Source organism: Mesorhizobium sp. WSM4844 (assembly GCF_055811775.1).
The window spans coordinates 391,484-414,728 of record NZ_JBVVQB010000001.1; the positions used below are offsets into that span (position 1 = coordinate 391,484).

The 23,245-nt window shown below is 63.3% G+C and carries 16 protein-coding genes; 11 read left to right on the forward strand and 5 right to left on the reverse strand.

Features of this window, described 5'->3' with window-relative positions:
• Positions 1–17: 17 nt before the first annotated feature.
• The 3 genes from AC0L2A_RS01785 to AC0L2A_RS01795 all read right to left on the reverse strand — a co-directional run bounded on the left by AC0L2A_RS01785 (position 18) and on the right by AC0L2A_RS01795 (position 1,758).
• Positions 18–458, reverse strand: coding sequence for a hypothetical protein (locus AC0L2A_RS01785; protein WP_473516982.1), 441 nt, complete (start codon positions 456–458; stop codon positions 18–20).
• Positions 455–1,456: a SctD/MshK family protein gene (locus AC0L2A_RS01790; RefSeq protein ID WP_473516981.1), complete on the reverse strand. Its 1,002-nt coding sequence runs from the start codon at positions 1,454–1,456 to the stop codon at positions 455–457. Before AC0L2A_RS01790 ends, AC0L2A_RS01785 begins: the two co-directional genes overlap by 4 nt.
• A 119-nt stretch (positions 1,457–1,575) precedes the next feature.
• Entirely contained in the window at positions 1,576–1,758 is a 183-nt protein-coding gene (locus tag AC0L2A_RS01795) for a hypothetical protein (protein WP_135901656.1), read from the reverse strand.
• A 211-nt stretch (positions 1,759–1,969) separates the two neighbouring features.
• Here AC0L2A_RS01795 and AC0L2A_RS01800 point away from each other — a divergent pair, with 211 nt between their 5' ends.
• On the forward strand, positions 1,970–2,830 hold the full coding sequence (locus AC0L2A_RS01800) for a MurR/RpiR family transcriptional regulator (protein ID WP_473607264.1): 861 nt from the start codon (positions 1,970–1,972) through the stop codon (positions 2,828–2,830).
• 89 nt (positions 2,831–2,919) lie between these two features.
• Positions 2,920–14,289: a LysM peptidoglycan-binding domain-containing protein gene (locus AC0L2A_RS01805; RefSeq protein WP_473607265.1), complete on the forward strand. Its 11,370-nt coding sequence runs from the start codon at positions 2,920–2,922 to the stop codon at positions 14,287–14,289.
• Here AC0L2A_RS01805 and AC0L2A_RS01810 read toward each other — a convergent pair.
• On the reverse strand, positions 14,262–15,224 hold the full coding sequence (locus AC0L2A_RS01810; protein WP_091590151.1) for a LysR family transcriptional regulator: 963 nt from the start codon (positions 15,222–15,224) through the stop codon (positions 14,262–14,264). The genes AC0L2A_RS01805 and AC0L2A_RS01810 overlap by 28 nt on opposite strands.
• Positions 15,225–15,263: 39 nt before the next feature.
• Positions 15,264–15,971, reverse strand: coding sequence for a L,D-transpeptidase (locus tag AC0L2A_RS01815; RefSeq protein ID WP_473607266.1), 708 nt, complete (start codon positions 15,969–15,971; stop codon positions 15,264–15,266).
• A 234-nt stretch (positions 15,972–16,205) separates the two neighbouring features.
• Between AC0L2A_RS01815 and AC0L2A_RS01820 the strand changes: the two genes are divergently transcribed.
• The 9 genes from AC0L2A_RS01820 to sctR all read left to right on the forward strand — a co-directional run bounded on the left by AC0L2A_RS01820 (position 16,206) and on the right by sctR (position 23,236).
• Positions 16,206–16,853 carry a type III secretion protein gene (locus tag AC0L2A_RS01820; RefSeq protein ID WP_473607267.1) on the forward strand — a complete coding sequence of 216 codons (648 nt, stop codon included), beginning with the start codon at positions 16,206–16,208 and terminating at the stop codon, positions 16,851–16,853.
• 20 nt (positions 16,854–16,873) lie between these two features.
• Positions 16,874–17,536: a hypothetical protein gene (locus AC0L2A_RS01825; RefSeq protein WP_473607268.1), complete on the forward strand. Its 663-nt coding sequence runs from the start codon at positions 16,874–16,876 to the stop codon at positions 17,534–17,536.
• Positions 17,537–17,551: 15 nt separating this feature from the next.
• Complete coding sequence (gene sctJ, locus AC0L2A_RS01830) at positions 17,552–18,385, forward strand: type III secretion system inner membrane ring lipoprotein SctJ (protein WP_473607269.1); 834 nt, start codon at positions 17,552–17,554, stop codon at positions 18,383–18,385.
• Between the two features lie 50 nt (positions 18,386–18,435).
• Positions 18,436–19,008, forward strand: a complete 573-nt coding sequence (locus AC0L2A_RS01835; protein ID WP_473607270.1) for a SctK family type III secretion system sorting platform protein — start codon at positions 18,436–18,438, stop codon at positions 19,006–19,008.
• Between the two features lie 5 nt (positions 19,009–19,013).
• A complete protein-coding gene (sctL, locus tag AC0L2A_RS01840; protein ID WP_473607271.1) occupies positions 19,014–19,634 on the forward strand; it encodes a type III secretion system stator protein SctL in 621 nt (206 codons plus the stop codon).
• On the forward strand, positions 19,631–20,989 hold the full coding sequence (locus AC0L2A_RS01845; RefSeq protein ID WP_287327450.1) for a FliI/YscN family ATPase: 1,359 nt from the start codon (positions 19,631–19,633) through the stop codon (positions 20,987–20,989). The genes sctL and AC0L2A_RS01845 overlap by 4 nt, the downstream gene beginning before the upstream one ends.
• The gene (locus tag AC0L2A_RS01850; protein WP_473607272.1) at positions 20,976–21,464 is read left to right on the forward strand and encodes a hypothetical protein; all 489 of its coding nucleotides are present in this window, start codon (positions 20,976–20,978) and stop codon (positions 21,462–21,464) included. The genes AC0L2A_RS01845 and AC0L2A_RS01850 overlap by 14 nt, the downstream gene beginning before the upstream one ends.
• 151 nt (positions 21,465–21,615) lie before the next feature.
• Positions 21,616–22,590 (forward strand): type III secretion system cytoplasmic ring protein SctQ, encoded by a 975-nt coding sequence (gene sctQ / locus AC0L2A_RS01855; RefSeq protein WP_473607273.1) that lies wholly within the window; start codon positions 21,616–21,618, stop codon positions 22,588–22,590.
• Entirely contained in the window at positions 22,583–23,236 is a 654-nt protein-coding gene (sctR, locus tag AC0L2A_RS01860; RefSeq protein ID WP_202363682.1) for a type III secretion system export apparatus subunit SctR, read from the forward strand. Before sctQ ends, sctR begins: the two co-directional genes overlap by 8 nt.
• Positions 23,237–23,245: the final 9 nt, after the last annotated feature.

Here is a 23,245-nt window from a genome sequence, read left to right on the forward strand (position 1 = left end):
CGTGTCATCCGGATCAGTCAGGTTTCGATTCCTTCCTGTATCCGGCCAAGCAGATCGCGATGACGCTCGATTTCATCCTCCATCAGCGTTCTGGCAAGTGTCTTGAGTGGCTCGCCTCCCTCAAGGCCGGCAACCAGATGCGTTACAAAATGCTGGAGAATGGGTACCGAGCGACGCAGGATTGCAGGCTCGGGAATATTCGGCATGACGAAGTTGATGAGCGCCTCGTCGAGCGATTCGCCCGCCGTACCCCGAGAGGACTGGAATTCCGCGGTTCCTGGCTTTTCCGTACCAGCGGCCGATGTCGTCCCCGGGGCCCGGCTTGCGGCCTTGTCGACGCCATTCATCCGCCGACGGTTGATTGCCTGACCGCGCACGCCTTCCGCCTGCCGCACCTCGCGGCCGGTTGTATCCATCCTTGCCGTATCGAATCGCGGGCCTTCAAGCCGGCGGTTCACGGATATTTCAGCGCGACCGTGGCGCCGCCCTTCGTCAGGAGAAGTTCCGTCTCGCCAATGCGCTTGACGGTCCAGCCGTCATTGGTGAATGCGCCTTCATGATAGCGTGCGCCGTCGGTGGCGATGACATAGGGCCGCTCGCCATACCAGATCGCCTGCAGCCTCAGGCGCGGAGCCTGCTCGGCGTTGCCGACCATGACATTGGAGGCGAGGGTGATGTGCGCGCCGAACGCCTGGTCGAACCAGGATTGCGTTTCGGTCCAGGCAGCATTCTTGTCATTGGCGATCATGCCCGAGACCACGAGCCGTCCAGGTGACTGCTGAACGGTCAATGTGCTGATGCCGGATTGCTCGAGGCGCAGCTTGAGTTGGCGTTCCGCGTCTGCGGCGCTGGGTGTCGGCGATGAATCGTCCAGAACACTCTGCCCGGCCTCGCCAGCGAAGGCCACTGTGATCGGTTTATCGACCTGAGCGGATGGCTTTTTGCCAATGTCCGGCTCGGCGAAGGAGAATCCATTGGCGGCGACGGAAACAGCGAAGACAGCAAAGAGAACGCTGCCCGCAACCACGAGGGGGCGATTGGAGACAGACCAGCGATTCGGTGGGCGTTCCGGGTTGACCAGCCGGATATGGGCATCGCCGACGCTTATCGACAGCGGCAGCTTGCAGCGGCGGCCCTGGCCTTCACGGATGATCTCGCCGGTGGCGAGCGTGACATCGCCGCCGACGGCTTCGATTTCAATCTGGCTGCCCTTGCGCCGCAACCTTGCGTGGACCGGCGCGATGCCGGCGTCCCTAAGGACTATTTCGGACTCCGTGGTGGAGCCGACCGTATACAGAGGCTCGACCAGGCTGAGTTGGGCGCCCGCGTGAAATCCGTGCGTTACGCTGAGCGCAACGGAATGACGCGATGCCGGGGTGCGGCCGTTAGCCCAATCTTTGCCGTTAGCCCAATCTTTGCCGTTAGCCCAATCTTTGCCGTTAGAATGAGCGGTCATGCCACTTCATCTCCCGCTGATGACAATTCAGACGCAGCCTGACAACGGCATCGAAACGTTCGTGCCGTGGGCGTGCGCCGCCGGATGCTTGCGGCGGCGCATGGTTCGAGAATCCCGCCTTAGGCCTTTTCAGCCGACTGGCCGAGCGTCTTGGCGGTGCTCATCAGCATGTCATGTTGGGACTTCGCGATCTCTTTTGTGATCTCGAGGCCAAACATGCGCTCCTGATGCTTGATCATCTTGTCCAGGTTCTGTTCCGGTGACCCGGCAGAGCCGGACGTAATGGGAGGGGTAGCAGCCATCAATTGTCTCCTTGAGGGATCATTCAAGTTTCAAACTCCGGAATCACGTCGACGCCGGCAGGTTGCGAAACAAGCTTAAGGCAGCATGATCGAAATTGAAAGTCCACTTGGAATATATGAACCAGTTCGGTTCCAACTGTTGCATTGCCACCATAGGAGGAGTAACCTGCCGTCGGGGGAAATGGGGTATGGCAGAATGGAACAAGGTCCTTTGACGGAGCTGTTGGTCGAGCGCTTCGAGAATATGCCGCCGCAACTGCGGGTGGCGGCGCGTTTCGTGCTGGATCATCCTAAGGATGTCGCACTGATGTCGATGCGCGAGCAGGCGCACCAGGCCGGCGTTTCGCACAGCACGATGATGCGGTTGGCGCGATGGCTTGGCCTTGAAGGCTACGAGGATATGCGCAGCCTTTATGCGCGCGCGCTGCGTGAGACAGGCGCCGGTGAGCCGGCGCGACACGGTGCCGACCAGGGTGGCGTTCCCGGATATTCGACTGCAGGGGTCGTCGCCGACACGCTCGCGGCGCAGGTTTCAAGTCTGGGTGAGTACGGCAATGCCTCGCAATTCATCGGCGCCGCCGACCTCCTTGCACGGTCACGCAATCTGTTTGGTCTCGGCTCGCGCTCCGGTTATCCGGTCGCCAGCCACTTCGTTCACATCATGTCGTTTCTGGCCGGCGGCGACCACAAGGTGACGCTTGTCGGCGAGATCGGCGGACATGGCCTGGATGCCCTGCAGGGGGCGGGGCGCGGCGATGTGCTGCTTGCTGTCGGGATGTCGCCTTATGAACGCACCACGATCGAGGTTGCGCGCCAGTCGGCCAGGCAGGGTGTCGGCGTGGTGGCAATCACTGATAGCAGCGTGTCGCCGCTGGCCCGCATCGCGCGCGAGACCATCATCGTTACGGCAAATTCGCAGTCGTTCTTTCGCAGCATGGCGCCGGCGTTCGCCGCCGTCGAGATTCTGGTGGCGCTTACGGCTGCGCAGTCTGAAGTGAATGCTGCAGAACGAGTAAGACAGTCGGAAGAGCAACTCGCTGCTTTCGGCATCTATTGGAAGCCGCCCCGGTAAGCTTCCGGGGCTTCTACTGTCGGGCGCGGGGGCGTTGACGGCAGGCAGGCTGCCTGAACCAGGACTGGACCGGCTCCGGAGGTTGTTTGATGATCCGCCCGATTAACACCGTCAAGCCGCCGCCGCCGCCCAGGGTCGATCCAAAGGCCCAAGCCGAGCAGACTACGCGGCTGCAGGCGGAAGCCACGAAATTGCAAAACGAAATCCGGCTCGCCAACAGGATGGGCGAGGTCGACGCGGCCGCGGGCGCCCGCCAGCGGCTGACGCAGGTCAATGCGGAGCTGACGACGGCGCAGCCGACTGCCCCGGCGCCGCAGCCGACTCCGCCGGCGCAGCCAGGACCGGAACTGCCTGCCGCGGTCACCATGGCCAACGGCGGCGTCACAGCCGCGCCAGCGCTTTTCGCGATGCAGGATCTCGGCGGCGGCGGCGTCGTTTCGCCGGAAGTCAAGGCGCTGGAAGTCAAGACGCCGGACGTCAAGGCGTCAGAAGTCAAGGCGCCAGAAGTTAAGGCGAACGACATCCTCAAGGCGATCGATGGTGGCAAAAGCATCGACAACATCGCCGCCGAGCAGGGCGTGGCTCCCGAGGATGTGGTGGCGGCTCTGAATGCCGGCGGCATGACGGCGGTAGCGACCGAGCATGCCAACGGCGACACCCGCACGGTGGTGATCACTGCCGGAGACCGCACGATCACCGAAAACCAGGATTATCAGCACGGCGGCTACTACACCCAGGAGACCGGCCCCGGCATGCAGGCGACGTCATCGCCGATCCGTGACGATCTCGGCCGCAAGGAAACCACCAGTGTCGACGCGCAGACCGGCGCGATCACGACGACGCTCGTGGACGATCTCGGCGACGGCGCCGTCACCGAACGCACGACCAATCCCCAGACCCGTGAAACCACAACCACCGAAACCAGTGGTGACGGCGCCGTCACCGTCACCAGCAACCTGCCGAATGGTTCGACCGTGCAGACGGTGACGCCCGCCGGCGGCCCGGCATTGCCGGTAACCACGGTTACGGCTCCGGGCGGCGAGGTGACCACCCTGGCGCAATCGCAGGCGGCGGACGGCTCGGGCGTGGCGGCGATCGAGGAACAGCTTGCCGCCGGCAAAAGCATTGACGAGATCGCCGAGGCGAGCAGTCTCACGCCGGAGCAGGTGATCGCCGAAATGAACGCCGCCGGCCTCGAGGTGACGCAGGGCGGTGACCCTGGCGAGACCCTGCAGATCGTCGTCACGGATCCGAATACCGGCAGGACCGCCACCTACAACAACGACTACCACCACGGTTCGCGCTCGGCGACGGTCACCGAGGGAAGCACCAAGACGACCAACATGGTCGACGGCAACGGCGTGACTACGCAGACCGAGCGCAACACCGAGACCGGCGAGGAGACCACGACCATCGTCGACCCCGGCAAAAACACCGAGACGACGATCGTCGTGGACAAGGATGGCCGACGCACCGAGACCGTCGTCGAGACGCTGAACGACAGCGAGCCGATCGACTACGACGTCAAGCCGGGCGACAATCTGAGCGACATCGCCGAGGCCAACGGCGTGACGCTGGACGATCTCGCCAAAAGCAATCCGGAACTGTTCACCACGCCGCGCGACCCCGACCTTATTCGTCCAGGCGAGACGGTGGTGATCGACGGCGCCACCAGGACCACCGTCAATGTGACGTTTAACGGCTACACGATGACCACGTCGCCGGACGGCAAGATCACGCTGACCAACGCTGCGACCGGCGCCGTCACCGATATCGCCGCCGGCACCGCGCAACAGGCGCTGGCCGAGCTGCTGCTGGACATCAACCCGAACAGCAGTGACCCGCAGCAGGCCAAGGAAGACCAGATAGTCAAGACGGCGCTGGATGGCATGTTCGGCGGGGCGACGCCGGAGCTGACCACAGACGCGCTTGAAAAACAGCAGGCCGTGGTCGCTGCGATGGAAGCCTATGGCAAGCCGGTCCCCGCCACGCCGCAGCTCGAGGGCACGCCGACATCGGTCGGCCCGTTCGGCGAACCGCCGTCAGCAACCGCGCCATCAGGCGGCAACTGGGTGCCGCTGATGGTGGACGGGACCTGGCAGTGGTTCGATCCGGAGGTGGCCAAGGCGATCGCGGCCGAGAATGTCGCTGTGTCGCGCCACGGCGAGGCGCAGGCAAATACCGTGCAAAGCCAGGCGCAGCTCGACGTCTACGCACTCGATCCCGCCTACAAGGGGGCCATGGAAGCCGCCGAAGCGGCGCTCGACGACACATTGGCGCCTTATGGGCTGGAGTTGAAGCCGACCGAACCCAAGGGTACGCTGGCCGAAGCGCAGGAACGGCTGAGCCTCGCCAACAGCGCGCTCGAAGCTGCCGCCACGGCCACGGACGAGTACGCGGCGGGTCAGCAGAGCCTTCTCGACGCCATCGCCAAACAGGTCGACCTGCCGGCGATCAGCGATCCCAACCAGGATTCCGTCAGTAGCCCGGGTAGTCCCAGCGCGGAGGAAGCAAACCAGGACGCCAGGGCCGAGCATGCCGGGGTCGCCCAGCTGCTTGTCGATTCGGCGCTGCACACCGCCAATGGCAACAAGGCCACCGTCGACCAGCTGGTCGCCTCGACCGAGCTCGAGCTGAAGCTGACCGATGCCAAGCCCGGAACCCCCGCATACACGGCCATCGAAGAGCGGCTTGCAGGTCTGCAGACGCTCCAGGAGGGCGCGGCCAAGCAGGTGACCTTGGCCGAGGCATATCAGCAGTATGGGATTGCGCAGAAAGCGGCGGCGGATCTTGCCGTGACCATGGAGCCTCTCAAGCAGCAACTGCTTGCGCAGGCGCGGGAACGAAACCCGCACCATTTCGACTGGAAAGGCTTTACCAATGGCCGCGGCGAGTTTACCGGCAAGATCCTGTCGCAGGACATTGTCGAGGAGAACGGCCAGCTCTTTGTCGTGACCGTCTATGAGAACGCCACGTTCACCGACGAGAACGGCGATGACACCAACGTCCATAAATCCGCCCTGACATACGACCTCAACGACGACGGCATCAGGCAGGATTTCCGCGACGATCCGCTCAACAAGCAGTGGCAGGAGATGCTGGCCTCGACGGACACGTCGTCGGCGCCGGTATGCACACCCAATGCAAACGGATCGCAATCGGCGCTGGACGCGGCTAGGTCGAAGATTGTCGACGTCCAGGTCAACAATTTTGATGCCGCACTGAAAGACGCGAGGACTGCGCTCGTCGACGCGGCGGCGGCGCGCGACCAGGCGATCACCGACCACGGGCCGGGGACCGTCGAGGCGCCCGCTGGCACGCTAAAGCCGGGCGAGACGGCGGTGAAGGTCACGGTGGGCGGCCGCGACATGTGGGTCGCGCCGGAGGTTGCCGCGGCCTACGAAGCGCAGGGGCCGGGCGCTATCGGCGAAAGCGGCAAGTCGGTCCAGATCGAGATGGACGGCCAGAAGCTGTGGGTGTCCCCCGAAGTCGCCGCCGCGGAAATCAATCGCGACCAGGCGGAAACCCAAAAGGACCGATTGGAGGACTGGGAACAAAACGTGCGGCCGGCGATGGTGGCGGGGCGCGACTGGTACGCTTTCTCGGCAAGCCAACCCAAGCTTCTCGAATATGGTTCGGAGGAGCACGAGGCGAAACTCAAAAACCAGTATTTTGAAGAACGCCAGGATCAGGCGATGGCTGGCTATCGGGTGCGGTTCGAGAACCTTTATGAATCCGGACTCACCGGTGAATACAAGCCCTATGCGCCCGGCGAACTCAGCGGTACGGTTGCGCAGACCCTTGGCCTCGATCCATCGAGCGAGGGAGTCGAGAAGGTCGTCGACGAAATCGCCGACCGCGCCGGCGACGACGCCGAGGTCAAGATCGTGCCGATCTTCTCGCTTGATGGCGGGGTGGAATCATCGACTGCCCTGTTCGCGATCAAGAACGGAGGCAACGAGGCCGGCTATGTCGACAGTGCTGGTAAATACTACAGCAGCTTCGACGAATTCCAGCACGAGAATCGCCTGTTCAGCGACAAAGGCAACCTGGTCATGGCCAAGGGCGGCGACATGTCGCTCGGCAAGGATGGCTTTTCGCTCGACGAACTCGAAGTGGCCGACGCACGCAAAGTGGATTTCTGGGACAAGGCCAGCGACATAGGCTTGGGCCTTCTGGCGGGCGCCGCAACCATTGTCTCGTTCGTGCCGGGCGGCCAATGGGCCATTCCCATCGCCGTCGGCGCGGGTTCAATCCTTGGCGGCAAGGCTCTGATCAAAGAGGGTGATCACCTCCTGCAGGGCGGCGACTTCGACAGCCAGTCGGCCTGGAATGTCGCGACCGGCGTAACCGCATTCCTGCCCGTGGGCGCCGGCGCCCTGCGCACGTACGGCCTGGCAAAGACCGGCCTGTCCGGGCGCCAGGCTTTCGCGGGCGGCTTCGGGATGACCCACATGAAGGAGGTCAGCTGGGGCATCGGCAAATTCCAGGTGAAGGTAGACAAGGCCAAGTATGCCGATGAGGTCTCGGCGTTCATGCAAAGCGGCAGCAAGCTGCCCGCCGCAGCATGGGACCTCGATGCCGCCGCCGTGGCTACCGGTGTTCCGCTGCTCGGCAAATCGCTGCAAGATCTGGCGGCGCTGGTGCATGAGGGCGATATGAATGTGCTCGAGCTCGCCAACGCAATCGTGGGCATAGGCGTCGGCACTGTCGGCACAGGCCTGGGCGGCCGCTCGCTGTTGTACAACATGCCAGGAGCAGGCGGAACTCGCGGTGGACCTCATGCGTCGGCCAGTTTTCCTGGCGGACCGGAATCGGGGCAGCAACCGCGGGCCGTCTACGAAATGGGCCCTGACGGTGTCTACACGCCCACCGGCGAGCAGGTCATGCCGGATCCGAACGAGATCATCATAGACGGCGATGTGGCCGGCGAAACATCCGGCCAGCAGGGAGCCGGTTTCGGCGCCCGGGACGGTTTTGACAGCACGCACGGAGCTAACCGGCCAACCGGTCCGCGGGCGCTGCCGGCCGGTGAGTCCGACGGGCCGAACCCGCCGCCACCTGCGGGCGGCAAGGGTGATCCATCAGGCGACGGACAATCGTCGCGGCCGATGGTGGTGCATGAGCAAGGCGCCGACGGCGTCCATCGCCCGACCGACAAGCTGGTCTTCCACGATCCCAGCCATCCCGTTATCGAGGGGACGGTTGTCAACGTCCACGACGAAGCGCCGAGTGCCCCGGGCGAGCGCGGCGATCCCCAAAATCCCGGCGACCGAGACGCCCAGGCAGCGCGTGAGCAGAATGTCCCCGCCGACGGCGATCCGATTGTGGTTCCGCCGGCCCGCGGCGACGCAACGTCGCGCCCGGCCGACACCGGCATGCGGCTCGTCTGGGACCCGGCGACCAAGACGTTCACCAGCACGCCGAGCCCTTCCGGAGCGAAGCCGTCGGAAGGTGGTGCCGAAGGCACCCGGCCGTTGATGCGCTACACTGTCGGCAACCGCCATACCGGCGAGATGCTCGTCGATTTCAACCTGCCGGAAGGGCAGCGGGTTGTCGCCATACCCGAACCCAAGGCGATCACGGCCGCGCCGGAGCCGGTGCCGGCTCTAGTCGAGCTAGACCCTTCCTTGCCGGTGCTTTATCTCGGCGCCGATGGCCGCTGGACAGCCGATCCGAACGCCCGCACCGAGCCACCGGCCGTGACGGACACCGGTCACCCCAGCCCGGTTCGCCCCGACGGCACGCCGGTCATCAACAATCGCTCGTCAAACCCGTACAGCTTCGGCCAGACGTTCAACGCAGTCAAAGCCGGCCTGCGGCGCATCGGCACGCGTTACCTGAATACCGAACCGCGCTATGACTATCCGAAGCTCGGCGAACTGGTCGACAGCATCTATCACCGGCCGGTTGCGCAGGACGGCGTCACCGCCGGACAGGACATCTATGTCGAGGCCGACGGCAAATACCGGCCGGCCAAGGTCGTCGTCGCCGGCCCGCAGGCGAGCATGACCCGCGACATCGTCCCCGAAATCGTCCCATTGGGCGAGCATGCCACGGAGGCCGGCTATTTGGGTTCCGGCAAGACCGTCGAGCGCGCCAAGCGCGGTTCGATAACCACGCCGAACGGCCAGCTCAGGGTCAACACCCCGGCACGGGAAGTCCATACGTTCAAACCTGCCGACAATCCGGAAGTCAGCCGTCGCTCGGCGCTCGGCGAAACCCTGGCCACGACCTTGCCGGCGCTTCCCGACGATGCGGCGACGCCCGCGCCGACATGGACGCCCGAGCAGCTGGAACTCGTCGGCGACTACCTCAATTCCCTCGAACGTTCCAGCGATCCTGTCGTCCGCGATGCGGTGACCATGACCAGGGTGCAGCTCGGCGGCAGGAGCCTGCCTCAGTCCGGCACGGAGATGACGCCGGCTCAGCATCATGCGCTTGGCGAAATGCTCAACGCCGACCGTAACAGCCTGTTCACCGGCTCCAAGCCGGCCGGCCAGCTTTCGAAGAACGGCCTGACGACCCTCCAGGTGTTCAGCGCACAGGGCAAGCTGCCGCATCTGTCGCCGGGAGAAGTGATCGACCAACTCGGCCTGTCGTCCGACGCCAGGCTGACCGGCGGCGAGCAGTTCCTTACCGCCGGGGCGCTGCCGGGAGAAGCCGGCTGGACCGATGCCGGCCGCGGCATCGTCGGCGATTACCTCAAAACTGCGTCACGCTCCACCGACCCGGACCTCGCCGCCGCGGCAAATGCCGCTTCGCCGTTTTTCAAGGGGCGCGCCACTAAGTCCGGCAAGGCGGTGACCGCCGCGCAGCAGGATGCGCTCATGCAGGTCCTGCAAGCCGACAGTGGCAGCACTTGGGTCTACGGTCCGAAGCTCCAGCCGGAGACTTCGTTCAAACTCGCCGGCGACCTTTCGCCGGAAGGCCGCTACAATAAAAAGGTTCTGTCCGGCCACGACACCTGGACGCGATATCTTTGGCGAGAGATGCGCGGTTACGCCGCCAACCAGCAGAAATCCGCGGATCCCGCGGTGCAGTCGCTCGCGAGCGCACTGGAGAACGCGCTGCCCGCAAGCAAGCCCAAGGCCGGGACCGAGATCAACAGCGAGGTGCCCGTCCTGCTGGAACGGTTGCTGGATGCCGACAAGGCGAGTTCTTGGCGCGCCCCGACATTCTTCACCGATGCGCAAGGGGTCTGGCGGTCCGACCGCGCCACTGTTTCCTGGTTCCTGCAGGAACACGAAGCCAATGTCGTGGGCGGCCCCTTGCTGAACGACGTGGCGACCAACGGCGCCCTCCTGGCTGCCGGGGCGATCCTCGGCCCCGACGGCCGCACGATCAGTCTCGGCGGATCGATGCTCGGCGTCGGCCTCAAAGTGCCGCTGCCCAGCCGGCAGGTCTATGGCGAGCTCAGCCTGAAGAACAATGGCCCGGACGGCACCGGTTTCCTGCTCCCGGTCCACCCCAACGACGCGAACGGCCAGAAACTTTTCGTCAATGGATACCGGCCGAATTTCGCTTATGACGAGGCGGCGGCTCCCTCCGCCCAGTGGGTCGCATCGGCGCCGATGCTGTCGAAGAACACGTTCCAGAGCGAAAAAGCCACTGGCGTTTCACTATCCATCGCTGGCTTCTCTGTGAGTGGGACCTACGTCAATCGCACGCTGCGCTATCTCGGCGGCGAAGGCGGCCGGCCGGGATATACCCAGAGGGAGCCTGGCCCGCTCAGCCGACGGGCAGCCTCTTTCTGGGAGGAGGCCGCGAGAGGTGGCGCCAGCCACTATAGCTCCGAAGGCAAGGTGCCTGGTTTCGAGGATCGTCTGCTCTTCCGCAACTACAACCTCATTGCGCCCTTGGGAGGCGGCAAGGAACCCTGGCGCGGCAGCCCCGCCTTCGAGGGCGTTCCGCGCGAGACGGGCGCCGGGCCGCTCAACCGCCTGGACCGCACGGACCACGGCGCCGGTCTCGCCGTGAACTATGGGCCATTGCCGCTAACGACGGTGGAACTCGGCTCGGTGAGGAAGGATGTCGTCCCGCATGCCCGTACCGCCCGCGCCCATCCCGGATCCTCCGAAGGCGCGCAAAAGGTTTTCTCGGCGCTGGAGACTTCGGGGGGGCAACTGACGCCGGACGTTCTGCAGCATCTCGACGCCTATCTCGCCGAGGTTGCGGCATCGCCGCACGGCGATTTGAGGTTCGCTGGTCAGCGCGTGCTGGATGTGTTCCCGGAACTGGGCGCGGCGCCATATCCGGACCAACTCGCCGGCGGACGGCCAGACGGCATGAGCCGGCCAGCATGGAAAGCGTTGCGGCAACAGCTGGACCAGCAGGCCCGCAGTGAACTGACGCCCACGCAGGCGCATTACCTCAACCGGCTGCTCGAGCAGGACGTGAAGCACAATTCGCCGCCCCCGGACATCGCGCCGGCCCCGGCGGGCGACGGCCCGATTGTGCCCAGGAGTCCGGCGCCGCGACGGGAACAGGGCCCGGCGGCTGAAGGGTCGTGGGGACCGTCTACGGCAAAACCGCTGACACAAGCTGAAATTGCGGCCAACCGCCAGGAAGCATCGAGCATGCTGGACGATATGATCCAGCAGGATCTTGGCATGCCCGAGATGACCGCGATGAGGGCCGATCTTGCCGATCAGGTCAGCCGGTCGCCCGAGATGATGGAACTCTTGCGAAATGCCCACGCGAAAGGCGTGCGCATCGTCAATCCGGCGCGGCGCGATCTGCGGATTTTCGATCCGAGCCTGGAACAGGATCTGACTGCAACCGGATCAGGGTTGGACCGATCGCTCGACGTGATTTCCGTGGATGCCGATATGTTCCGCACGCCGGCCACGGGCAAGGACGCGGTCGTTGCCGGATTCGTCGATGCGCTTAGCCATGAACTGTCGCATGTGACCGACGCCCCGATCGACGTGCTGCCCCAGGACTTCGCGAACCGCCAAGCCCATCGGGACGCAAACGTAGACGCCCGCTTGAAGTCGGAGGGCGAAGCGGCGCTGGTTCAATACATCGTAGCCGATGAGCTTGCTGCCAACGGCGGCAAGCCGAATCTCGCGCTGCGAGCCGACCAGGCGCAGGCCGATATCTATGACCGCTTCACCGCCGGCGAGATCGACCGCACCCAGGCTGTCCACGAGATGGCGGCGCTCTACGGGAGTATGGAGCCGAGCATTGCGGACGGCGGCACCTACGCAGACTACTACGGACATTTCGCGGACGCGGCATATCAGGCAGCGAATGTCGCGCCGGGCCACGAAGGCGATGTTGCATCCAACGCATCGCACGTCGTGGGTGAACCGCGCGCTGCCGCACCAGCAAACAAGGGCCAACCCGCTCCGAACAATGGACCGCTCACCCGAGATGGCGTCAGAGCGACCCCGCTTGACCAGGTGCCAGATCTCGTCATGGGCGATTTCCAGCCGACCCAGATTCCATGGCTCAAGCGCGAGCAGGTGGCCGAGCTGACGGAACAGCAGTTCCGCGACATGGATCAGGCCGGCTTGCTGCCCTATCTGACCAAAAGCCAATTGCGCGGTATCCCGAAGGCAAAGATAGGCCAGGTCAATATTGCTGGCCTCGACGGGAAACAGATTCCTTGGCTGACCGAGGGCCACATCCGGAATGTGACGGACCAGCAGTTCCGGGATTTCGGCAAGACCGGTTTGACGCCTCACCTGACGAAACCACAGTTGCAGGCGATAAAAGGAGACATGGTCGAGCTGGTCAACATGTCGAAGTTGGAAGCGCGTCAGGGTCCATGGTTCAAGCCCAGCCAGGTCGCGAAGTTCACGTCACAGCAATTCAAGGATCTGGGCGAGGCCGGATTGCTGAAGACCTTCACCGAGCGCCAGGTTCCGGCGATCTCCGAAACCGTGATCGATTCCGTGGACGTGGCCAAGCTCGATCCCAAGCAGGTGCCGTGGCTGACCGAGAAGCAGATTCCGGTGCTGACCCGCGATCAATGGGGTGCCTTCACGATCCACCACACTGAAGCCATGACCCAGCTGCAGATCGAAGCGGTGACACCAAAACAGTACGGGGAAATGAGTCCCGGCCAGTTCCGCAAGTTCACGCTTGAGCAGTTCGAGTGGATGAGCGTGGATCAGACCAATGCGCTCTCGGTGCTGCAGCTGACGACATTTCGGGCAACCCACAAAAATTCGATGACGCCGGATCAGCGGACACTTGTGGAAGGCGCGCTGGTTTATTCGCGGACCAATGAATATCAGGCTGCGCTGGACACCTTCGGCACCATGGCGGGCACGTCCTACATGCTGTGGAGCTCGCTGCCGCCAACCTGGACCGCCACCGCCGGAGCGGTGGCATTTGGCGTGCGAGGCGTCGTTTTCGGGGCGCAGGCGCTCTTCCCCAACGCAACCGCAAGTCACAAGCCGTTTGGGCGGTTCCTCAACGCGCTCGGCGGAGCCACATTCATTGCCGCAGCGCCAGGCGCCGCGACCGGGATGATCCAGGGTAAGGATCTTGTCGTCAACAGCACGTTCACGGTCGGCAACATCGTCTATGGCACGAAGTCGATGCTGCAGACGTTCACCGGCAGGCCGGTGATCCGAAACCTGGCCGAATATCTGGCTGGACCCGGCTATGTGCTTGGCTGCGCCTTCTATACGGTGCAGTCTTGGCCGGCGCCGATCGCCACTGTCGCCGGCACCATGTTCACGTTCGGCTGCGCGGAATTCTACGCGTCGGCCAGAAGGACGGACCGGATCAATAGCCGTTCAGTGCCTCGAACCGATGCTGATATCGCAGCGGCGGAAAAGTCCGACAAAAAATGGGCTGCATGGGATCGGTGGACTCTCGGCATCACCTTCGGTGTTGGAATGCTTCTCTTCTCGCTGGACGCCCTGCTCGCGGAGCCTTGGGAGGCCGCAAAGCCGGCCCCTCCAGCCGATCCGAAAAAACCGGATGGCGATGCCTCGTCCCAGCAACCCGATGATCCTTCGGATGTGCCAGACGCGCCGCAGATCCCACCGGAAGATTTCCCACAACTTGTCGTGCTGGCCGATGACGGCCTGAACTTGCGGACCCAGCCTGACGAGGAGTCGACTGTGGTGACGGTTCTGCAACCCGGGACATTCGTCGAGCAGACCGCGAAGCCTTCGACCGATCAGTCAGGCGAGGCCTGGATACCGGTCGAAGGTTTCGGGCCGGACGGCGAAATGCATAGCGGCTGGGTTTCCGCCGACCATGTCGAGGCGCATCCCGACGGCAGCAGCAATCCTGCGGGCCGCACCAATCCAACGCTGGAGCAAGACGGCTACCAGTGGGTCGAGGTCAAGAACGGCGACAGCATTCGCCTGATCGCCAGGACCCATTCCGCTGATGTGGCCGAGACGGTGGTGCTCAACATGGATCATATACTGAGCCCGGATGTGATCTTCTCGGGCGACCGCATCTACCTGCCGGCCACCTTGGTCGGCTGAGAAACCGCGGGCCTGAGCTTGTCGGTTCTCGCAGCATAGGCATGCGCAACGCAGCCGGCCAGCTTAGCCGCCCGCTCCGCTATCGGATTGGAGGGTTCGGAAGAGTAGGAGGCGGTAAACTGCAGGTCGGACGGATGCCATTCGCATTCGACGATGCGCAGTTTTCCGCTTGCGAGATAGTCCTGGACGACTCCCTCGGGCAGCGAGGCTATGCCGATCCCGTTGAGTGTCATTGTGATCGAAGCGGCCAGGGAATTGGCCGGAAAGATGCGCGGCGTCTCTTCGAATTCGCCGGTGAGCTTGCGGTAGAGTTCGCTGTAGGGTCGCGTGGTGCGGGCGTAGCTGATGATCGGAAACTGCATCAGGTCGTTCAGCGTCACCTTGCGCCGGTTGGGCAATTCCAATTGCGGCGAGCAGACCCAGACAAGCGGGAAGGACGGCATCTCGATATTCTCGATGCTGTACTCCAGGACAGGGCCCATCAGCACCGCAAGATCGAGCCGGTGTGACATGAGTTCGTTGCGAAGGGTCGTCGTCGCATCGACGACGATGTCGGTATCGACAAGCGGAAAGTTTGCCTTCAGTGCCGTGAGGAAATCCGGCAGCCAGGTGTGCACGATCGTTTCGGCGACCCCAAGCCTCAGCACCCTGGTCGTCTCTGAAGTCTCTGACAGAGAACTGGCCATCAGCTGCAGCCGCTCGGCGACGCGCAGGACCCGTTGGGCAGGCGGCAGCAGCCGTTGTCCCTCGGCGGTCAGCCTGACCGTGCTGCTCTGCCGCTCGAACAGCTTGGCGCCAAGCGCTTCCTCCAGCCCGGCAATTCGGGTGGACACCGCCGGCTGTGTGGTATTCAGGCGTTCAGCCGCCCTGCGAAAGCTTCCGAAGGTCGCCACCAGGAGAAAGGTTTCGAGCTGCTTGATGTTGAAAGGTATCACGACTGGGAATCACTCATTTGCGGCTTTCGGGAACGGCCATCAATGCCGCACAATGATCTGGCTGCCGATCTTCACGCGGTCATAAAGATCGATGACGTCGTCATTGGTCATGCGAATGCAACCGGAGGAGTTGGCCTGTCCGACGGTCCATGGCTGGTTGGTGCCGTGGACGCGATAAAGCGTGTTGCCGATATACAATGCGCGCGCGCCCAACGGATTGTTCGGTCCTCCCTCGACATGGGCAGGCAGGAAGCGGCCATTTGACGCTTCTCTGGATCGCATTTCGGCCGGCGGCCGCCAATCCGGCCAAGTCTTCTTGCTCGAAATCGTGTCGCGGCCGGACCACTCCAAACCCTCCTTTCCAACCCCCACCGCGTATCGCAACGCCCTGCCGTTGCCCAAAATGTAATAAAGCCGCCGCTCCGTGGTGCTGATGACGATCGATCCTTTCGGTTGAGCCTCGCTGAAATGCACGATCTCCCTCGGGATTGCCGACCAGTCGCGCCGGGTTTGTGCATCGGAAGGCTGGTCGGGAGCGGAAGGGGAGACCAGCACATTTCTTGCCGGATCGTAAGTCCAGCGGCGTGGGTCATAACCGCTATTCGATTGGGCCTGCGCCGGCGCGATGGCGGCAATCGATAGGACAGTGATCAGAAATGCACGCAACCTCTGGTTAAGGCGCCGGGTGACCCGGACTTTGCGTCCCGCAACCTTGACGGGAACAGGCAAGTTCGCAAGCAGAATCATGATTGCCGCCAAGCCCGATCTCTCTTCTGCATCCAGGCGTCCAGCTGGCGATCACCTGATTCCAGCGCGCACCATATCGCTTTGCAAGCGGTTCGCAACGTTTGGCACCAAATGCTCGTGCGCATTCCAATTGGACTTCCAATTCAGCAATGTGCACGATAGAGTGAATCGGCGGGTAAACCATTCAACCAGCGACGCGGGCCATCGCTCGTGCGTCCCTTTGCGATAGGACCAATGTTGACGGGACGCGACACCTGCCATGCGGATCGGTTGGGAGCCAGGGCTGCTTTCGCCGCCTGCGGTCTAGCGATGATCCTGGCGTTCGGCCTTGCCTCGTCGCCGGCCAACGCTGCCGAACCGCGCTGGCCTGCCGGCCCGTACAAATACATCACCGTCGATCAGTCGGTGGCCGATGCGCTGGTCGAGCTGGGCCGCAACATGCGCGTGCCGATGCGTGTCAGCAAACTCGTAAAGGGTCGTTTAAGCGCCGGCATGCCGGTTGGGACGGCGCGCGAGTTCCTGCAAGAGATCTGCGATCGTTACGGCTTGGTCTGGCATTTCGATGGCATCGTCATGAACGTCGCGACCGAAGCTGAGGTCCGGACGGAAATGATCGCGCTTGATGCCAACACGGCTGCCGGCGCGGAAGATCGGCTTTCGCGGCTGGGCGTCGTCGACCCGAAGTTTCCGATCAAGGTGTCCAGGCAGGACGATGTTGTCTCGGTATCGGGGCCGCCGTCCTATGTCGAACTTGTCAGGAAAACACTGGGAGTTCCTGCGGCGCCGAGCGCGAAGCAGGATGTTGGCAAAGTTGTTCCGGTCCGCGTTTTCCGCGGCAGGCAGGCGGAGGCGCAGAATGTTCCCTCCGGCAAACCGAACTAAGCAAGCAGGAGGGCAGGTTCATGCAAATCGCGCCGATTGGAGCCCTGGAAGCCACGCTGGCGAACTTGACCACCAGCATGGCTTCGCAGCAGCAGATCACCGCCGGCACGACAGCGCAGCCGGGTAACCGGATGGTGGGTGCCAATCAGGAAAAACATGATGCCGCGAAGGTCAGTATGCCTGAACGCGGTGATGTCGCCGCGCGGGCAGGCCAGCAGGTGGCGCAGTCGTCTTCGGGAGCCAATCCGGCGATGGCCGGACAATCGTCCAAACTGGAAAAGACCGAGCCGATCGCCGAACACAAGCTGTTCGACTATCTGGCCGAGGTGGAGAAGGCTGGGGGCGGGGCGCTCACGGATCCGTCTGCATTGTTCGGTTCTGCGGTTCAGTCGCTGGAAGGGACCATGCAGCAGGTCCAGAAGGCCCTTGGCCAGGCAAACGCCCCCCAGGCAAATGCCACCGTGAGTGCTGAAACGGCCGCCATGCAGGATGGCGCCGCCAAGACCGCCCCGTCAGGCAAGGCCGCGTCAGGCAAGGAAGACGAAAACGCCACCGCAAAAAATGCCGAGCAATTGCTCGAACGATCCATTTCGGTGATGTGGGCAGCCGCCAATCTCGAAGTGGTCACGAGCAGCGTAACGGCCGTTACGTCGTCCACCAGCACTCTGATCAAGCAACAGTAAGCCTACGGAGTGTTCGTGCACACGATATCCTTGCCGCGGCGGTCGACACTATTGAATCGATGCGGCGTCCGGTGCCGCGTCGCGCTCGTCGTGGTGAGCATGCTTGTGCTCCAGGCGTGCTCGGTTGAGCTGTATTCCGACCTCAACCAGCGGCAGGCCAACGAGATCGTGGCCACGCTGATGCGTCATGGCATCCCGGCCCAACGCGAGGCGGGCAAGGACGGCAAAATGACGGTTTCCGTACAGAAGGACCGTTTCGCCGAAGCCATGGCGATTCTCGACGAAAGCGGGTTGCCCAAACAGGAATTCCAGACGCTCGGCGAGGTGTTCAAGCGCGACGGGCTGGTATCCTCGCCGGTCGAAGAGCGTGCGACGATGATTTATGGCCTGAGCCAGGAACTGTCGCAGACGATTTCGGACATCGACGGCGTGCTTTCCGCGCGCGTTCATCTCGTCCTGCCGGAAAACGATCCGCTGAGACAGCGGCTGGTCCCATCGTCCGCCTCCGTTTTCATCCGGCATCGCGCATCCGTTCCGATGAATGAGCTGATCCCTCAGGTCAAGATGTTGGTGGCCAAAGGCATCGCCGGGCTGACTTATGACAATGTATCGGTCACGCTCATTCCGGTGACTGCGGCGGTTCCCGAGCACGCAACCGGCGAGCCAGGTTTCACGACGTTCCTCGGCCTCTGGCTGCATCGCGACAGCGTCGCCGCCGCGATGTGGCTGTTTTACGGCATGATGGCGGCTATAGCAGCGCTGGCTGCCCGCCTGGCTTACGTCCAGTGGTATCGACGACCCAGCGTTTATGCGCTCGACGCTTCGGCCATGCCGGTGAAGAAGACATGATCCAGACCGGCTCGAAGCGAACTGCCAGCAGCCCGGAATGGCAGACATTCATGTCCAATCCCGCATTCTATGCGGATGCGGCCCGGCTGGCGCAATGCTTTGACGGCACGATCGGCGAGGCTGCCTGCGAGCGCATGTTGCGGTCGCAGCGCCTGCATCAGCGATTGTCAGTGCTTCTGCTCGAGCGTTACGGCCTCAGCGGCGCCGTCTCCAACCAACCAGCCGATGAGACAGACCTGGCGATTGCCTTGTCGTCGGGTGAGGAGTTGGAGGAACTTGCGCTTCGCGCCGGCGCGATCTACTGGGCCGGCAGTCTGGCCGCCGTCATTGATGGACGCCAGGCTGCCGCGTTGCAGGCAGCGCTCGGCGCGGAAATCTGCGCTTTCGCAGTCGCCAACCGCGATCTGGCCGGCCCAATGCAGCCGTTGGAGCCCCTGGATGACATTGATCGTCGTGTCCATGCCGACGGCCTGCGTTGCCTTGGCGCCTGGTGTCAGGCGATGCCGGGCGAAACGAGCATGCGGGTCCGCCTCAAGCTGATGCCGCATGCGCTTGTTGACCAGCCGACAGCCGAACCATTTGCCGAAGCTGGTCCGGCGATTGTTCGACGGGCGATGGGTTAGTCGATATGGTCGAACCGGACAAAGTGACCACTGCCGTGCCGAGGCGCCCCGTCGCCCGCATCCTGCGCGCCGCCGAGGCACGCGCCTGGCAGGATGGGCACGCTTTTCTCGACGAAGCCAGGCGTGATGCGCAGCAGTTGCGTGACGCCGCGCGGCGAGCCTATGCGGCCGAATATGCGCAGGGTTATGAAGATGGCAAGGCGCGAGGCGACGCGGATGCCGCGCGTTTGGTGAGCGAGACCGCGGTCAAGGTCGATCGCTATCTCGGTGGGCTGGAAGCCGAAATCATCACTCTGGCTCTCGATGTGGTCAGGCGAGTGCTGGGAGAATTCGACGCGAGCATGCTGGTCGCCAAGGCGGCTGCGCAGGCCGTCACTGACATTCGCCGCGCCAAATATCTAAAAGTCCGACTTCATCCTGCTTCCGTCAACAGGGTTCGCGACGAACTGAACGCGGTCCTGCGCGAGAGCGACCTGGGCATGACGATCGAGATCGACGCCGACGATACGCTGGCGACGGACGCCTGCATCCTCTCGACCGACATTGCCGTCATCGACGCCAGCATCGAGGCACAGCTCAACGCCATTGCCGCTGCGATTTCATCAAAGGCCGAGGCGGCGGCATGACAAGTCCCGCCACCAAGCTCGAGAGCCGCCTCGCATCGATCGTTCCGAACCTGCGTTCCGGCCTGCGTGAAGATGCCAGCCGACCGAGGAAAGGGCGTGTACGGCGGGTCACCGGCACGGTCATTCACGCGACCGTGGAGGAGGTTCGGATCGGCGAGATCTGCGAACTCCTCGATCCCAGGACCGGCACGGCGACCAAGGCGGAAGTCGTCGGGCTCATGGACGAGATGGCGATCCTTGTTCCGCTTGGCGATCTCACCGGCCTTTCAAGCCTCACCGAGGTCATTGCGACCGGAAAGACCCAGACGGTGCCTGTCGGGCCCGGCCTGCTTGGTCGGGTGATCAGCGCGTTCGGCGAGCCATTGGATGGCAAGCCGCTTGCGCCGGATGGCATTACCGGCAGCTATCCGGTCAACGCCTATCCGCCGTCGCCGCTGGAGCGCAGTTTGATTTCCGAGCCTATCCAGCTCGGAATCCGCGCCCTCGATGGGCTTCTCACCTGCGCGCGTGGGCAGCGCGTCGGCATCTTCGGCGAGCCTGGCGTCGGCAAGTCGATCCTGCTTTCGGATATCGTCAGCGGCACCGACGCAGATGTTGCCGTGGTCGCGCTTGTCGGCGAACGCGGACGTGAAGTGCGCGAATTCATCGAGCATCAGCTAGGCCCGGAAGGGCTGGCGCGCGCGGTCATCGTCGTCGCGACCTCCGACCGCCCGGCGATCGAGCGCGTCAAGGCCGCTTATGTGGCAACCAGCATTGCCGAATATTTTCGCGACCAGGGCAAGCATGTGCTGCTGGCAATGGACAACATCACGCGGTTTGCCCGTGCGCAGCGCGAGATTGGCCTCGCTTCAGGCGAGCCGCCGACGCGTCGCGGTTTCCCGTCTTCGCTTTTTGCTGTTCTACCCCGATTGCTCGAGCGCTCAGGGCCTGGCCGCGTCGGCTCCATTACAAGCCTCTACAGCGTTCTTCTGGAGGGCGATGGCACGCTGGACCCGGTTGCCGAAGAAATCCAGGCGCTTCTCGACGGCCACGTCTTTCTGTCGAACGAGCTTGCGCAGCGCAACCATTTCCCGGCCATCGATGTGCTGCGCAGCCGCAGCCGCCTCATGGACACGGTGGTGCCGGCCGAGCATCGGTCGGACGCCGGCCGCTTGCGGGAGCTGCTCGCCCGCTACGCCGACGTCGAATTGCTGCTGCGCGTCGGCGAATACGAAAAGGGCAGCGATGCGGTGGCGGACGAGGCGGTGGCGAAGATCGACGCCATCAACGCCTTCCTGCGACAGCCGTCCGCCACCCACGAGACAATCGAGCAGACACGCGAACGCATGCGGGGGATCGTCAATGAAAGATCGTGACACGATCGCACGATTGCGCGATCTCAGGCGCCACGGTGAACAGCGCGCAAACGAATTGGTCATAAGGCGATACGCCGCTGCGCAGCGGGCCGCCGGGGCGGTTCGGGAGGCGGCCGCCGCGGTCAGCGAACACCTGCAGCACACAGCCGACGCTGAGGATGCAGCATTCGCTTCGCTTGTCGGGCAACCGGTGAAGGCCGCCAGCCTTTACCGACTTCAGGGACAGTTCGAGAACGCCGCCAGGCAAACCGAAAAACTTCGGGAAAACGAGAAAATGGCCGGCGTCACCGAGCAGCGACGCAAAACAGAGCTGTCGGCCGCCCGCAACGATCATCGCGCCAGCATGAAGGCGGTGACGAAGCTGGACGGGCTTTTGGAGTATCTGGCCAAACGCACTGCGCGCCGCAGCCTGGCGCTTGCCGAGCTTTCCGAGGAAGACGAGTGCAGTCCACTGCGCTTGCCCACAGAACGATAGTCCAATCCGTGATCGTGAATATGGAAGTGTGATGCCTCAGGCCTTGGCGTCGGCAAAAAGGAAAGCGCGCGCAGAACCGGTGAGACGCACACGCTCGAGCGTTGGCGAGCCGCTGGCATTGGAATCTGTTGCGGCTGGAGAGGTTGAGGCATTGAACGCCTTCTACCGCCGCCGTGCTGCCGCGCAGATCACGATTGCCGGGAAAACCATGGCGCTCGCCGCCGTCTGGCCGGCGCCGAACCCTGTGGACCAGCCAATATGCACGATTGCGTTCACTCTCGGAGACATGGCGGGCAAGTTGCGCCTGCCGTTATCTGTTGTCGAACGAGGTCTTGCCAAGGCTGACGAGCTGATCGACCTGAAACGACTGGCGCCCGCTCACGCCGCACTGCTGCTGGAGTCCGAATTCGAAAAGGATCTCGAATGGATCGAGAGCAAGCTGGGCGAGACGATCGCTATTACGTCGATCGAACAAGAAGACAGCGTTCTGGACCAAACCGCGTTGGCTTTCGTCCTGACCGGCAAGGACGAAACCATAGGTTGCGCCTTGCACACCGACAGCGTCGGTCTGGCGGTGCGGGCCGGTGGCTTTCTCGACGCGATCGGCAAAGCACGGCCGCCGCTCCCTGCCGAATTCCCGATGCCGGTCTGCCTCTGGCGCCACGCGCTGACCATCAGCCATGGTGATCTTCAAAGCTTGCAACCTGGCGATGTGGTGCTCTTCGATGACGAAGAGGAAGACGCGGCGTTGGTCATTGCCGAGCGGCTTTATGCCCCCGCCGTGCTGACTGCCAGCGGGCCGCAACTGCTTGCCGCGCCGACTGCAATCGCTGGATCGAAATGGGAGTGGACCATGAACCAAGACACGCCGCCGCACGCCGATCAGACATTGGAGGAGGCAACTCTGGACGAGCTGCCGGTTGTGCTTGCCTTCGAACTCGGCCGCACGGCGATGCCTCTCGGCGAGGTAAGGCGGCTTGCGCCCGGTGCCATCGTTCCGCTCGCCAATGTGACGAAGGAGACGGTCGACATCATCGCCAATGGCAAACGCGTCGGCCGTGGCGAGATCGTCCGGATTGGGGAGAGCCTGGGCGTGCGGATCGCCCGCATGTTCGACAATGCTTGACAATTCGCCCAACCTGCTTGGGATCCTGATTGCCGTCGGCTTTGTCGGTCTGCTGCCGCTGGCAGTCGTGACCATGACCGGATTCCTGAAAATCTCGGTCGTGCTGTTCCTCATCCGCAACGCGCTCGGCGTCCAGCAGATGCCGCCCAATCTGGTCCTCTACGGCATAGCGCTCGTGCTCACGGTCTATGTCACGACGCCGTTGCTGAGCGAGATGTCGGGACGGCTTCAGGAAGGGCAGGTTCAGTTCCAGACGACCGACGACCTCGCCAGGGCGGCGCAACTGGTGAGGGAACCATTGCAGCAGCACCTGATCAAGTTCACCCAGCCGGAAGAGCGGCAGTTCTTTCTCGATGGGACGAACCGCCTGTGGCCGGAACAGGCACGACAAGATCTGAAGGACGACGATCTTTCGATACTTGTTCCTGCCTTTGTCGCGTCCGAGCTTACGCGGGCGTTTGAAATCGGCTTTCTGCTTTATCTTCCGTTCCTCATCATCGACATCGTCGTTGCCAACATCCTGATGACGCTCGGCATGATCATGGTCTCGCCGGTCCTCATTTCGGTCCCGCTGAAACTGTTCCTTTTCGTCGCCATAGATGGCTGGTCGCGGCTGATGCACGGCCTGATCCTGAGTTACGTCTGACGCCGCTGG